General features: G+C 67.8%; 16 protein-coding genes. 7 read left to right on the plus strand and 9 right to left on the minus strand.

Annotated elements, in window-relative coordinates:
* Positions 1-8 precede the first annotated feature (8 nt).
* The 7 genes from LRX76_RS00370 to LRX76_RS00400 all read left to right on the plus strand — a co-directional run bounded on the left by LRX76_RS00370 (position 9) and on the right by LRX76_RS00400 (position 6,136).
* Positions 9-1,163 carry an acyl-CoA dehydrogenase family protein gene (locus LRX76_RS00370; protein ID WP_231800520.1) on the plus strand — a complete coding sequence of 385 codons (1,155 nt, stop codon included), beginning with the start codon at positions 9-11 and terminating at the stop codon, positions 1,161-1,163.
* Positions 1,160-1,942 carry an enoyl-CoA hydratase gene (locus LRX76_RS00375; RefSeq protein WP_231800522.1) on the plus strand — a complete coding sequence of 261 codons (783 nt, stop codon included), beginning with the start codon at positions 1,160-1,162 and terminating at the stop codon, positions 1,940-1,942. The genes LRX76_RS00370 and LRX76_RS00375 overlap by 4 nt, the downstream gene beginning before the upstream one ends.
* Entirely contained in the window at positions 1,939-3,126 is a 1,188-nt protein-coding gene (locus tag LRX76_RS00380) for an enoyl-CoA hydratase/isomerase family protein (protein WP_231800523.1), read from the plus strand. Before LRX76_RS00375 ends, LRX76_RS00380 begins: the two co-directional genes overlap by 4 nt.
* On the plus strand, positions 3,123-4,010 hold the full coding sequence (gene mmsB, locus LRX76_RS00385; RefSeq protein ID WP_231800525.1) for a 3-hydroxyisobutyrate dehydrogenase: 888 nt from the start codon (positions 3,123-3,125) through the stop codon (positions 4,008-4,010). Before LRX76_RS00380 ends, mmsB begins: the two co-directional genes overlap by 4 nt.
* A gap of 91 nt (positions 4,011-4,101) precedes the next feature.
* Positions 4,102-4,314, plus strand: a complete 213-nt coding sequence (locus tag LRX76_RS00390; RefSeq protein WP_231800526.1) for a hypothetical protein — start codon at positions 4,102-4,104, stop codon at positions 4,312-4,314.
* Between the two features lie 208 nt (positions 4,315-4,522).
* The gene (locus LRX76_RS00395) at positions 4,523-4,939 is read left to right on the plus strand and encodes a hypothetical protein (protein ID WP_231800528.1); all 417 of its coding nucleotides are present in this window, start codon (positions 4,523-4,525) and stop codon (positions 4,937-4,939) included.
* Positions 4,940-5,230: 291 nt separating this feature from the next.
* A complete protein-coding gene (locus tag LRX76_RS00400) occupies positions 5,231-6,136 on the plus strand; it encodes a tyrosine-type recombinase/integrase (protein ID WP_231800530.1) in 906 nt (301 codons plus the stop codon).
* Position 6,137: 1 nt separating this feature from the next.
* Here LRX76_RS00400 and ssb read toward each other — a convergent pair whose 3' ends face one another.
* The 9 genes from ssb to LRX76_RS00445 all read right to left on the minus strand — a co-directional run bounded on the left by ssb (position 6,138) and on the right by LRX76_RS00445 (position 13,570).
* Positions 6,138-6,578: a single-stranded DNA-binding protein gene (gene ssb, locus LRX76_RS00405; protein ID WP_231800531.1), complete on the minus strand. Its 441-nt coding sequence runs from the start codon at positions 6,576-6,578 to the stop codon at positions 6,138-6,140.
* The gene (locus tag LRX76_RS00410; protein ID WP_231800532.1) at positions 6,575-8,413 is read right to left on the minus strand and encodes a DNA cytosine methyltransferase; all 1,839 of its coding nucleotides are present in this window, start codon (positions 8,411-8,413) and stop codon (positions 6,575-6,577) included. Before LRX76_RS00410 ends, ssb begins: the two co-directional genes overlap by 4 nt.
* Positions 8,406-8,702 (minus strand): hypothetical protein, encoded by a 297-nt coding sequence (locus LRX76_RS00415; RefSeq protein ID WP_231800535.1) that lies wholly within the window; start codon positions 8,700-8,702, stop codon positions 8,406-8,408. The genes LRX76_RS00410 and LRX76_RS00415 overlap by 8 nt, the downstream gene beginning before the upstream one ends.
* Positions 8,703-8,904: 202 nt before the next feature.
* Positions 8,905-9,519 (minus strand): hypothetical protein, encoded by a 615-nt coding sequence (locus tag LRX76_RS00420; RefSeq protein ID WP_231800536.1) that lies wholly within the window; start codon positions 9,517-9,519, stop codon positions 8,905-8,907.
* Positions 9,512-10,660 carry a hypothetical protein gene (locus LRX76_RS00425; protein WP_231800537.1) on the minus strand — a complete coding sequence of 383 codons (1,149 nt, stop codon included), beginning with the start codon at positions 10,658-10,660 and terminating at the stop codon, positions 9,512-9,514. The genes LRX76_RS00420 and LRX76_RS00425 overlap by 8 nt, the downstream gene beginning before the upstream one ends.
* Positions 10,650-10,925 carry a hypothetical protein gene (locus LRX76_RS00430; protein WP_231800538.1) on the minus strand — a complete coding sequence of 92 codons (276 nt, stop codon included), beginning with the start codon at positions 10,923-10,925 and terminating at the stop codon, positions 10,650-10,652. The genes LRX76_RS00425 and LRX76_RS00430 overlap by 11 nt, the downstream gene beginning before the upstream one ends.
* Positions 10,918-11,772, minus strand: coding sequence for a hypothetical protein (locus LRX76_RS00435; protein ID WP_231800539.1), 855 nt, complete (start codon positions 11,770-11,772; stop codon positions 10,918-10,920). The genes LRX76_RS00430 and LRX76_RS00435 overlap by 8 nt, the downstream gene beginning before the upstream one ends.
* Positions 11,769-13,127, minus strand: coding sequence for a reverse transcriptase domain-containing protein (locus LRX76_RS00440; protein WP_231800540.1), 1,359 nt, complete (start codon positions 13,125-13,127; stop codon positions 11,769-11,771). The genes LRX76_RS00435 and LRX76_RS00440 overlap by 4 nt, the downstream gene beginning before the upstream one ends.
* Entirely contained in the window at positions 13,124-13,570 is a 447-nt protein-coding gene (locus tag LRX76_RS00445; RefSeq protein ID WP_231800542.1) for a four helix bundle protein, read from the minus strand. The genes LRX76_RS00440 and LRX76_RS00445 overlap by 4 nt, the downstream gene beginning before the upstream one ends.
* Between the last annotated feature and the right edge of the window lie 11 nt (positions 13,571-13,581).

Raw genomic sequence — 13,581 nt, forward strand, 5'->3', positions numbered from 1 at the left:
GAGCGCACGTGGATTTCGAACTCAACGACGAACAGCGCGCCTTCCAGCAGGCCGCGCGCGAATTCGCCGCCGCCGAGCTGGCGCCGCATGCCGCGCACTGGGATGCGGAAGGCATCTTCCCGGTCGAGGCGTTCGCCAAGGCGGGCGAACTTGGATTCTGCGGGCTGTACTCGAGCGAGGAGGCCGGCGGCCTGGCACTGCCGCGGCTGGATGCCACGCTCGTGTTCGAGGAGCTGGCCGCGGCCGATCCTTCCACCACCGCCTTCATCACCATCCACAACATGGCGACCTGGATGATCTCGCGCTGGGCCACGCCGGCATTGCGCGAGCAGTGGGGCCCGGCGCTGACCAGCGGACGGCAGCTGGCTTCCTACTGCCTGACCGAGCCGGGCGCCGGCTCCGACGCCGCCTCGCTCAAGACCCAGGCCCGGCGCGCCGGCGACGACTACGTGATCAGTGGCGCCAAGGCGTTCATCTCCGGCGCCGGCGCCACCCAGGTGCTGGTGGTGATGGCGCGCACCGGCGGCGAAGGCGCGCGCGGCATCAGCGCCTTCGTGGTGCCGGCCGATGCGCCCGGCGTTTCCTATGGGCGCAAGGAGGAGAAGATGGGCTGGAACTCGCAGCCCACGCGCGGCATCACCTTCGACAACGTGCGCGTGCCGGCCGACCACCTGCTGGGCGAGGAGGGCGAGGGCTTCCGGATCGCGATGAAGGGCCTGGACGGCGGCCGCATCAACATCGCCATCTGCTCGGTGGGCGCGGCGCAGGGCGCGCTCGATGCCGCGCGCCGCTACCTGGGCGAGCGCCGCCAGTTCGGCCGGCATCTCGCCGATTTCCAGGCCCTGCAGTTCAAGCTGGCCGACATGCAGATCCAGCTCACCGCAGCGCGGCAGATGGTACGGCTGGCGGCCAGCCGCCTGGACGCCGGCTGCGCCGATGCCACCACCTACTGCGCCATGGCCAAGACCTTCGCCACCGACGCCGGCTTCCGCATCGTCAACGAGGCACTGCAGCTGCATGGCGGCTACGGCTACATCCGCGAATACCCGATCGAGCGGCTGCTGCGCGACGTGCGGGTGCACCAGATCCTGGAAGGCACCAACGAGATCATGCGGATGATCGTCAGCCGCGCCCTGCTCAAGACCGACGAGGAACTGCGTTGAAGACCTATCACAGCCTGGACGTCGCCATCGATGGCCACACCGCCATCGTCACCCTCGCCAACCCGCCGGCCAACACCTGGACGCGCGACAGCCTGGCCGCGCTGCGCGATCTGGTGCGCGACCTCGATGCCGACCGCGACGTCTACGCGCTGGTCGTCACCGGCCAGGGCGAGAAGTTCTTCTGCGCCGGCGCCGATCTCAAGCAGTTCGCCGGAGGCGACAAGGCGCTGGCACGCGAGGCGGCACGCCGCTTCGGCGAGGCATTCGAGACACTGAGTGCATTCCGCGGCGTCTCCATTGCCGCGATCAACGGCTACGCCATGGGCGGCGGGCTGGAATGGGCGCTGGCCTGCGACCTGCGCATCGCCGAGGAACAGGCGCAGATGGCCTTGCCGGAGGCCACCGTCGGACTGCTGCCCTGCGCCGGCGGCACCCAGAACCTGCCGCGGCTGGTGGGCGAGGGCTGGGCCAAGCGCATGATCCTGCTGGGAGAGCGCGTCGATGCCGCCACCGCGCTGCGCATCGGCCTGGTCGAGGAGGTGGTGCCCGCCGGCCAGGCGCTGGCGCGCTCGCTCGAATGGGCGGGCAGGGCGGCGAAGCAGAGCCCGACCAGCATCGCCGCCTGCAAGAAACTGGTTCAGGCCACTCGCACGCAGACCCACGCCAGCGCGCTGGCCGGCGAGCGCGAGGCCTTCGTCGACCTGTTCGACAGCGCCGACCAGGTGGAGGGCGTCAACGCCTTCCTGGAGAAGCGCGCGGCACACTGGAAGAACGCATGAACGGCGGCACCGCGCCGGCCGGGATGCCGGTCCTGTTCGAGGAACGCCCGGCCGGCGGCGGCAAGCGCATCGGCATCGCCACGCTCAACGCGCCCGGGACGCTCAACGGCCTGTCGCTGGCGATGTCGCACCTGCTGGACGACCGCCTGCGTGCCTGGTCCGACGACGACGGCATCGCGCTGGTCATCCTGCAGGGCGCGGGCGACAAGGCCTTCTGCGCCGGCGGCGACCTGCACGGACTGTACCGCGGCATGCGAGACTACGAGGCAAGCGGCAGCACCGATGTCCGCAGCAACGGCTACGCCAGCGAGTTCTTCCAGGTCGAGTACCGGCTGGACTACCGCATCCATACCTATCGCAAGCCGATCCTGTGCTGGGGCCATGGCATCGTCATGGGCGGCGGCATCGGCCTGATGGCCGGCGCCAGCCATCGCGTGGTCAGCGAGCGCTCGAAGCTGGCCTTTCCCGAGATCGGCATCGGCCTGTTCCCGGACGTCGGCGGCAGCTGGCTGCTGCAGCGCGTGGCGGACCGCGGCGGCGTGTTCCTGGCACTGACCGGCGCGCCGCTGGCGGCGGGCGACGCGATCCATGCCGGCCTGGCCGACCACTTCGTCGCCGAAGCGCAGCGTGCCGCCGTCCATGCCGCGCTGGCCGCGGCCGAGTGGTCGGACGATGCCGGCGAGAACCGCGAGCGACTGACCGGCGTACTCCGGCAGCACGCCGGAAGCGCCGGGCCGGGACCGCTGCAGCGGCACCGCGGCCTGATCGCCGGCCTGTGCGCCGCGGACAGGACGCTGGACGAGATCGTCGCCTCGATCCTGGCCATCGGCGACGAGGATCCCTGGCTGGCCAACGCGCGGCAGGCCCTGGCCGCCGGATCGCCCGGCTCGGCACGGCTGGGTTTCGAACTGCAACGCCGCGCATCGGCGTTATCGCTGGCCGATGTCTTCCGCATGGAGTACATCGCGGCATTGCACTGCGCCGCCCATGGCGATTTCGCCGAAGGCATCCGCGCATTGCTGATCGACAAGGACCGGCAGCCGCGCTGGAACCCCGCGACACTGGCCGAGGCCACGCCTGCGTGGTCCGAGACCTTCTTCCAGGCCCCCTGGCCGGCCGGCGACGCGCACCCGCTGGCCGATCTCGGCAGCGGGCCATCACCCAACGGGAGGACATACGCATGAGCAAGATCGCCTTCATCGGCCTGGGCAACATGGGCGGGCCGATGGCCCTGAACCTGCTCAAGGCAGGCCACGCGCTGAACGTCTACGACCTCAACGGCACCGCCGTCACCAGCATCGCCGAAGCCGGCGCGCGGGCCGCCGCCAGCGCCGCCGCCGCCGTGGTCGATGCCGAGGTGGTGATCTCGATGCTGCCGGCAAGCCGCCACGTCGAAGGCCTGTACCTGGGCGAGGGCGGATTGCTGGCGAAGATCCCGGCAGACGCGCTGGTCATCGATTGCAGCACGATCGCACCCGCCGCGGCGCGCAAGGTCGCCGCGGCGGCCGCCCAGCGCGGGCTGGCGATGCTGGATGCACCTGTGTCCGGCGGCACCGCCGGCGCCACGGCGGGCACACTGACCTTCATCGTCGGCGGCGAGACCGAAGTACTTGAGCGCGCCCGGCCGATCCTGGCCGACATGGGCAAGAACATCTTCCACGTCGGCGACAGCGGTGCAGGGCAGGTGGCCAAGCTGTGCAACAACATGGCGCTGGGCGTGATCATGGCCGTCACCGGCGAGGCCCTGGCCCTGGGCGTGGCCCATGGCCTGGATGCAAAGGTGCTGTCGCAGATGATGGCGGTCAGCACCGGCCGCAGCTGGGCGACCGAGGTCTGCAATCCCTGGCCGGGCGTGCTGGACAATGCGCCCGCATCGCGTGGCTACAGCGGCGGCTTCGGCAACGACCTCATGCTCAAGGACCTGGGATTGGCGGCGGAGGCGGCGGTGGGCGTGGGCGCCTCGATCCCGCTGGGCGAACTGGCCCGCAACCTCTATGCGATGAACAGCCGCGCCGGCAACGGGGGCCTGGACTTCTCCAGCGTCGTCAAGGTCGTCGCCGGAAACTGAACCGTTTAGGCTGGCGCATCACCAGTAACGAAAACGCAACACTTTGTGGGATAACGTCTCTTTCACGGGGGGCATCCGATACGGAGGCCTTATGGAGAGCAGAACGGGACATCTGTCCGATCTGGCCGGGGTTGAGTTGTCGGCCAGCTACAGGACCCATGGGAAAAGCGCCATGTTCTGGGACGACTATCAGCGCGTCCTCGTACGCATGACGGAACAGGACGGTTCCAAGATCGCGGTAGCCAACCGGCTGGCCGCGATCGCCGAACAGCTGGGTGCGGTGGACAAGGCGCTGAAGCTGTAGACGCGTTTCCTGTCGCAGGTCGGCGACGTGTGGCTGGCGCGTTCCGCGGCGGCGTGCGTCCAGGTTGGTGTCGTGGGTAGCGGCGGCGAGGCGTGACGAGCCGGATGTGGAATTCGCGTCGGCCGTCGGATCAGCGGGCCTTGCCCACAGCGGCCCTGGAGAAACTGCTTCGTCACTGGATATGATCCGCCTGACTACAGGGGGAATCATGGACGTTCGATATCTCGGGGCGTTGCTCGCGCTCGTTGCGGTTCCTGCAGTGGCCCAAGTGCGGGCCGCAACCGGCGGCGGTGTCGATCGGATCACCAGCACGCCCAGGGCAGCCTATAACTCCACGGCGAAGGACACCACGCCATTCAACTGCGAGGCCTACAAGAGGCATCCGCATCCGGGCATGGTAGGACTGTGCGAAGGGCTGGAAGCCAGCACCTTGAGCAACGAAGCCCGGCGTGCCGGCAGGCCCGGACCTTCGACTTCCGTGATCGCGCTGCCTGCCATGGGATCACCGGCAGCGAAGTCATCGGGCATGGCCTGCATAGGCGGCCAGGCGATGCGCAAGCTGCCCAACGGCTGGGAACAGGTGTCTTCGCCATCCGGCGGCTGGCAGCGTTGTCGGGAGCAGTAGCCAGGGATGGGAGAAGGTGCGCAGCGCGATGAGCGACAGCCAGATCAGGCCACAGCCAGCGATAGGCCGTCCATGCAATTTCGCATAATGTATATTATGTAAGAAATTGGGTCGTGGTGCTGGTTGGAGCGATCCGCTCCTGCGCAAATTCCACGGTCTTCAACTGCTTACAGCGCATTTTCAGATCCAGAGGCCAGGCCTTATTTCGTGGGTGGCTGGCGGATGGTGGTGGTAAAACAGGGTTATGGTTCGGCGGACGTTGCCCCCGCTGAGGCGCTACGGGAACGGTTCGTGCGGTACCTCCGTGCGCTCGGCCGGTCCAACGAGACGGCGCGCAAGTACGTGGCCGCCGTCGATCGCTTCGTGGCGTTCAGTGCGACGGTGCCGGATAACGGCAGCGACATCGATCCGCTGATGCGGTTCGTGGCGGCGCGGCGCGATGCGCTGCGACCGGCGTCGGTGAACTTGGAGATCAGCGCCTTGCGCCGCTGGTTTGCCTGGCTGCGTGACGTGGCGCCCGATGCGTGGCAGCCGTCGCACTGGCCCAAGGGAAAGCGCGGTGCGCCGCGCCTGGTGCGCGCGCTCAGCGATGCCGAGGTTGGGCTGCTGCTGGCAGCGCCGGACCTGAGCACCTACGTGGGGCTGCGCGACCACGTGATCATGGCCACGCTGTACCAATGCGGCCTGCGGGCCGGCGAACTGGCCGGCCTGCAGCTGGGCAGCGTGCTGGATGACGGCTTCCTGCTGGTGTTCGGCAAGGGAAACAAGGAGCGACTGGTGCCGTACGGGAAGCACTGGCGCGGGCTGCTGGAGACCTACCTGCGGCAGCGCTCGACCACAAAGCCGGGCAAGCGCAACGCGCTGTTCCTGACCGCGCAGGGCCGGCCTCTGCGCGACGCGCGCAGCGTCTGGGTGATCGTGAACCGCTACGCCCGCCGAGCACTCGGCTTGGCTTGCGGCTACGCCCGGCTGGAAGCGAACACCGGTGGCCGGCCGTGGCAAGGCCACTACCCCCACCTGCTGCGTGCCAGCTTCGCCACCGAGTTGCACCGGCGCGGGGTGAACATCATCGCGTTGTCGCAATTGCTGGGCCACGCCAGTGCGGTCACCACGGCGCTGTACCTGGGCGTCGACCTGCAGCACCTGCGTACCGCGGTAAGCCAGCACCCGCGCGCCATGCGCGCCGCCGGCGCGTGAATTAGAACTCGAAGTCATTGAGGCCTCGCTCGTCTGGTGGGAAATCCGGTGCGGAGCGCTGCACCGCCCTACCCTGGTGTGCCGATGCTGTGCGGGCGTGCTCGCGATCGCCGTACAGCGTCAGGCCGTTGCGCACGTCGGCATAGATCCATGTGCTGTAGCGCGTCTCGCCGTCCTGCTGCCAGGTCTCCGTGTGCTGGCGGCCCTTGACGGATACCAGCCGGCCCTTTGCCAGGTACTGCTGCGCCACCTCGGCTTGCCGGCCGAACAGTTTGATGCGCATCCATTCGGTGTGCTCCTGCCGTTCGCCGGCCCGGTCGGTGAAGAATTCCGATACCGGGATGGTGAGTTCGGCAACCAGGCCACCTGCCTGCGGCGCCCGGATGACGGGATCGGCCGAGAGCGTGCCTGTCACCGTGACGACCTGTTGCCCGCGGCTCATGCGGCGATCCTTTCGTACAGGTCGATCAGATCCTTGTTGTTCGCGCGCACCAACGCCGCGGCGGGTTGGCGGCACACGCTGTTGCCGATGAGGCGCACCTGGTCGGTCTTGGTGATCGGCCGCCATTCAACTGCACCTGTAGCCGGATCCAGGAACAACCCTCGATCAAGGATGTAGTCCGGTCGAAATCCCTGGGCGCGCTTCAGTTCGTCCGGCTGCAGCATGCGCAGGGTGATGTCCACGAGCACGTAGTCGCCCACCAGCACCAGATCGGCCGGCTCGGGGAAGTGCTCGGGCAGCCAGCGGTGCAGGAACTCGGCGCATTGCCTGGCCTTGACCATCTGCTCGGGCGGCAGGATATCCGCCGGCACCTGTATCACTTGCACCAGCCCCATGCGTGCCTTGGTTGGTATTGTGTGCATCGGCTCGTCGCAGGCTTGCCATTGGCCGCCTTCGCGGTAGTACTTGACCAGGTAGGCGCTCACCAGGCGCTGCTGGCTGCCGCTGCCCACCACGGTGGAGCACGGGTCATGCAGGCTGCGGCCGTCGCCGTCGTAGAAACCGCCGTTGGCCTGCTCGAGGAACGCGCTGGCGATGCCCAAGGCATGAGCGGCGCCGGCAGGCCGGGCCATGTCGCCGCCGGCGGTGATCGTCGGCATCGGTACGTCGATGCGGTGGCCGATGCTATCGCCGCGAAACTTGACCACGTGGCTGGCCACCAGCGCATGCTTGTTACTGCCGACGACGGTGCCCAGCGGCGCCCCTACCGGTTGCGAGCGCGCCTCCTGCCCTGCCCGCTCGCCATAGCCGATGGTCATGAGGTTGGCCGCGGCTACTGCGAAGTGCCCGCCCTTCACCTGGGCCACCTGAGTGCGTAGCGGCTCGTCGGCGGCGAACGTGCGCTGGGTACTGGCGTTGGCGTACTCGGTCAGGAACGGCGCCGGCGTCACGGCGTTGTGCGCCGGCACAATGAACGGCTGCGCCGCGGATAGGACATGCCGCCAGCAGCCCCGGGCGATGCGGCGCTGGCTGGCGTCGGCCAACGGCTTCTTGCGGCCGAAGATCGACCGGCCCAGGTCGGAGAAGTCGATGCACTCGGCCGCGGTGCGCCAGCGGCGCGCCGGGTCCTTGGCATCTCGGAACGCCTCGGCCTCCGGCCAGACGATGGGTCGTCCATCGCAGCGCATCACGCCGTACAGGCGCTTGCGGATGGTGGGGGTCTTGTAGTTCGCGGCCACCAGCTCGCGGAAGTCCGCCGTGTAGCCCAGCCCGCGCACGAGCGCCGCCTTGGGCACGTACTCGCCGATCTCGGCCAGTATCTCGTCCATATCGGGGTGATCGGCGGCCATGCCGGTGGTCATCACCGCACGAAACGCCTCGAAGGTGCGCCCACGCAGGGCCCGGATGGGCATGTCGTCCTCGCCCAGCGGGCCCCAGTCGCGGAACTCCTCCACGTTCTCCATGTAGATGGTGCGAGGGCGCACGGCATAGGCCCAGCGCACGATCACCCAAGCCAACCCGCGGATCTTGCGACTGCGCGGCTTGCCGCCCTTGGCCTTGGAGTGGTGCCGGCAGTCCGGCGAGGCCCAGAGGATGCCTACGGGCTGGCCGCCGGTGGCCTCGATGGGGTCCACCTCGAACACGTCCGCCATGTAGTGCCGCGTGCCCGGGTGGTTGGCGCGATGCACCGCGATCGCGATGGGATTGTGGTTCACTGCGACGTCGGGCGCGCGGTAGGCATCCTCGATGCCCGCGCTGGCGCCGCCGGCGCCGGCGAACAGGTCGACCACCAGTTCTTTCTGGAACGGGAGGCTGTAGCAGTTTCCATCAGCCATGGGAAATATCCTTGAGCCATGTATGCAGGTTCGAGCCGGCCGCGACCGGTACGCAGGGCGGTGTGCGCGTAGTGATTTCGATGTAGGCCCGCGCCTCGGCCAGGTTGATGCCGCACTGGCGCATCAGCGAGTACTCCTGCAGCGTCGGCGTGGTGGCAGCCACGGCGAGGGCCTTGAGCTTGCGAGCGCGCTCCGGGTTGATGCCCAGCACCTGGCCGATGCGGCGGGCGGTGGTGCTCTGCGGTGCGGCGGCCACGGTGAGAACGTTACGCACAGTGAGGAAGGTCATTGCGTTGCGCTCCCCTGCCCCCGCGGGCGATCGGGCAGCGAGCACAGGCGCTGCAGCAGCGCCTGGTGCTGGACACGCGTAAGCTCCAGCGTGCTGCGCGCGCCGACGGCTTGCAGATGCAGGCGGTATGTGGCTTCGTCCAGCCCTTTCTGACCGTGGGCAAAGCGGCGTAGTGCCTTGACGAGGGGCTTGCTTAACCATGTCATTGGTCAATGCCCTCGACGCGCTTGAATCCGATCACCCACACCCATGGGTTCGCTTCCCAGTCGCCGCCGGTGCTCTCCCACAGTGCGCAGAAGGAACCGACCGCGGTGCGGCACTGGAGCCCGCCGTTGTAGGTGTAGCGCCCGTTGAGTTCTTGGATGCCTTCGGCGAGAGCATCTGCATCACTGATCTCCTGCAGCCGCTCGACGCGCACGTCGGTGATCTCCAGCACCAGGCGGCAGGCCCAGCGCGGCATGTGGATGCTGGGGTGCCAGCTGCCCGGATCGCAACGGTCGAAGCCCTCGCGGAAGTAGGCGATCTGCCTGCCGTCCGGCGACACTGCCGTTGGGAGACCTCCCCACGGCCCCCAGCGCTCGCCATCTGCGCGGTGCTGGCCGTGTGTCGGGAAGATGGCATGCGTCTCTCGCACCCACAGCCGGTCGCCGGGATGGCCGAAGGGCATCGGATTCGTCCAGTGCGGGCGGCAGCCTGATACTCCGGGGTTGATCTGCCGAAGATGCCGCGGATGAACCGCCCGCCGGGTCTGCGTCTTCCGGCCTTCGAGGATCGCGCGCACCATCGGACCCTTGAACAGGATCGGTCGCTCACGCATGGGGCACCTCCGGCGGGTCGATCGGCGGCAGGCCGGTGGGCTCCTCGCTCCCCGCGCCCTGCTGCTCGGCCGGATCATGGTCACCGGCTACGAGCAGGCCTTCGATCCACTTCGCCTCGGCAAGCTGCTCGTCGCTGAGCCGATCATGCTTGCCGATGCCGAGCATGGCTCGCAGCGGCTGGCCCACGGTGCTGCCGCTGCCCTGGTGGTGCCAGATAATGTTCAGCAGCATGGCGCGGGTATGCCTGGACATCGCGGATTGCTCCACGATGGCCGGCACTTCCTGTTTACCATCCTGATCGCCATCTTCCGGGAACATCCAAGAGGGAGGCGGGCAATTTTTCTTCACTGCTGTACGCCCATCGGCAGTGAACGCGACGCTCCCGTGAGGCCCGTACAGCGCTGTGGGCACTGCCCGCTGCTCGGGGGCGGTCTTCTTTGGGTGCTCCGGGCAGATAGCGTCAGCGTGGTCGTGGCAAGAGCATGGTGCTGCCCGCTGCTCGGAGGCAGCAGTCAGAGCGGCGTGCAGGATGAGCTGAACGCGTGGACGGTCCGGCGGCTGGAGTCCTGCCCTGCCCAGGGCGTCGATCACGCGATCGACCATCGTGTCGTTCGCTTCGGCCGCTACCGGCACTACCCGCTGCTCGGGGGCGGCAGGAACGTACCCGTCCACGCCGTAGGTGCCGATGATGCCGAGCATGTGCCGCCCCTTCGGTATCTGCGCCAACTGCTCGTCGCTCAGGTCCGTGCCGACATCCATGTAGCCGCCGACGCCGAGATCGAGGAAGGCCACAGCCCGTCCCTCCGGCACGCCAGCGGCAGCAGGGGCAGCACGTAGCGCCTCCAATGCGTACTCGCCCATCTGCTTTGCCGTGTAGCCGTGGGTCCGCTCAATGGCAGATCCAGTGTCAGCCGGGAGACTTGGCTTCGGTAGCGGGGGAAGCCTCGGTTCGTCGCCGGCGGTAGCAGGGGCAGCGCGCAGGGCGGCGACGATGGCGCGGAGCGGTGCTCCGATAGCACGAGTCTCCCCAGCAAGACTTGGGGCAGAAGATCGGATTGCCTCGGCGAGCCCCATGCGCCCGTCCGCTTCGTACTCCGCCGCCAGAATCTTGCGTGCCTTCTTCTCCAGGTCACTTGCCATCGTTGGCCTCCTTTTCGGCTTCCTGGTGGGCCCATGCGCACAGGGCGTCGGCACTGGTGAACGTGTGGCGCCGAGAGACGCCGGAGCACAGCCGGCAGAGCACCCACATCAGAGCCAGCGCGCCCGAGAAGAACGTCCACCAGCGGCTCCCATGGCTGATCCAGACGAGGAGCGCCAGCGGCATGAAGGTGCAAAGGTCGCTGACGATCGACTCGACTAGGGATTGGCGCTTGTCGAAAACGATGAACTTGGGCTGCTCAGCCACGATCCACCCCCTTGCCGGCCTGCTGGTCGATGAGGGCGCGTGCTTCGCGCAAGTTCGGGTCGCGTCGCTCCATCACGTCAACCGGGTCGCAGCCCCCGCCCAGCGAGATGATTCGATCCCGGCCGGATTCCAGAAGGTGGACGTAGGCTCGATACAGCTTGCGGTACTGCTCTAGGTCCACGGCCTGCGCCGCACCCTTTTCCCCGGCGCCGGGGGAATGGTCGGCCTGCACTGCAACGTCGGCCAGAAGACTGGCTGGGGGCACCGCTAGGGCCTCGCTAGCAATGTCGCTCCAGTGCCGCCAGGAAGTGCGAGTACCGTCGGGGCCAGCGTTGGCCCCTTGTGCCGCGATCAGTTCAAGTGCCGCACGCAGGCGCCGAATCGTCGCGCACGCGATGTCATAGCTAGGGTCGGCCTGCGCTGTGGGATTGGCTTGCCAGCGACGGATGCCGGCGATAGCGGCTTGTGCTGGCTCCCACTTCTCGCCACCCTGTCCGCCGTCGTCCATCAACTCATCAAGATGAGCAATCAGGGCGTCGGCGTCGGCGTACTGCTCATCCGTGGCGGCCTGCGCTGCGGGCGGGGCGGCCGAGAATTGCTTGCCTTCTTCCCATGCCTCATAAAGCGCGAGGCGGTAGGCTGGATCGACCTCATGCCCGCCGGTGTCGATCTCGGAGATCATCAGGCCAGCGGCGCTGGTCAACTTCTTGATCAGCGCCAGCGCATCGTCCCGCGCCACCGGAGCGGACGGCATGACGGCGCGCAACCGGTCGATCTCGGCTCGCATCTCCTCACGCAGGCGGCGGCACTCATGGCTGCGGCATGCCAGATTGGTGTCGTTGATCATCGTTTGCAGATCCTGATCTTGATGCGCCGGCCTTCCGCGCGCAGAGGGAAATGCCGCGGGAACGTGGCGGCGGTGAGCCAGCCGAAGCGGCGATGGAGTGAGCGTTGCAGGCGCCAGGCGTTGGCGTGACGCAGGTGGCCCAGGTAGCTGTTGACGCGGGCCTGTATCAGCCGGAAGTCGGCCGGCGTGCCGTGCATGGCGTGGCTGCGGACGTGCGTGTCTTCCCATGCCGCCAGGGCCGCCCGCGCACTGGCGACAACCCGGCGGCGCGGCAGTCGATGGGTCGGGAACACGACGTAGCCGAGGAAGTCCAGCCCTTCGCGCAGCGGGCGCAGTCGGATGTCGGGCTTCAGCCGCAGCTGCAGTTTCTGGTGCAGGAACTGCTCGATCTCGACCAGCCATGCCTGGAGTTGCTCGCGGCTTTCATGGAACAGCACGAAGTCGTCCACGAAACGCAGATATCGGCGGGCCTTCAGCTGGTGCTTGCAGAACTGATCCAGTTCGTTCAATAGCACCTCGGCAAGGAACTGGCTGGAGTAGTTGCCGCTGGGCATGCCCCGGCCCGGAGGGGCGTTCTTGAGGCGCTTGTGCGGCGGCACGAGGGCGTACTGGTCCGGAGTGCCGCGGTAGTCCACGCCAGCGTGCAGTGGCGATCGCCGCAGTAGTGCATGGGCCACCTGCATCGCCGGGCGCGACATGCCGGCGCGTAGCATCCTGCGCTTGAGTAGCGCCCACAGGATCTCGCGCGGGACCGTATTGAAGAAGTTGTGGATGTCGAGTTGGAGGTACCAGCCATCGCCCTGGCCGGAAGCGACCTGGCGGGCGAACTGCTGTGCGCGATCAACGGCGGCGTGCACGCCCTTGCCTCGCCGGCCGGCATACGTGTCGTGGATGAAGACCGCTGCATAGACCGGCTCCAGTTGCTCGATCAGCCAGTGATGCACCACGCGGTCGGCAAAGTCCGGCGCATGGATCTCGCGCGCCTTCGGCTTGATGGCCATGAAGCTGGTGGAGCGCCGCGGCTCCCAGCTGCCGGCAAGGATCTGCCGGGCCAGCGCCAGCAGGTTGTCGGTGAGGTGGGCCTCGAACTGCATCTGTCCCCAACTCGGCGCCTTCCTGCGGCGTGCTTTCTGCCACGCGCGATAAAGCGCGTGGAACACCTGCTCCAGTTCCCCTTGAAACTCACCGGCCGGACGAACCGCCAACGCCCAACCGTCGTTGTCGAGGTTGTTGTCGTTGACGTTGCCGTTGTTGAAGTTGACCCACCAGGCGGCAGAGGCCGGAGCCCACGCCGCCGTGTTCCCGCGATCTTGCGACCCGGCCGTGCATCCGTTGCGGTAGCGCTGCGTCGTCATGGATTGGCCCCCCGGTAGGAGGCGTCGCGGGCACTCAGTTTCTGGCCACGCTGCACATGGCCATTGGCGACCTGCGCATTCTGGGCACTAGGGGAGAGCGTCTTCAGCCAGCCGCCCACCTGGGCGCCCAACTGTTCGGCCTGCAGGGCCAGATGGAAGAATTCGCGCTTCCCGCCGAACGCCTGCAGGCGCTTTGCCATCGTCATGCACAGTTTCAGGTCATCCACCTTCCAGCGCAGCCGCTCGACCAAGTACCGCTGCTGGCGCCTGTCGCGCCAGGCCCGGTTCGCCAGCGAGTAGACCTCGGCCGCGGTGTCGTTGAGCCGCGCGCCGATTCCATAGCGGTGCTTGCGCGCGGGGAAGCGGCTCACCGCTTCTTCGAGCGCGAGCCACAGGTTCTCCGCGGCCTTCATGATCGGGGGTGGCTGGAAGCGCGATGTCATCGGATGCCCTT

It is taken from the genome of Stenotrophomonas sp. MMGLT7, from assembly GCF_021168555.1.
GTDB lineage: Bacteria > Pseudomonadota > Gammaproteobacteria > Xanthomonadales > Xanthomonadaceae > MMGLT7.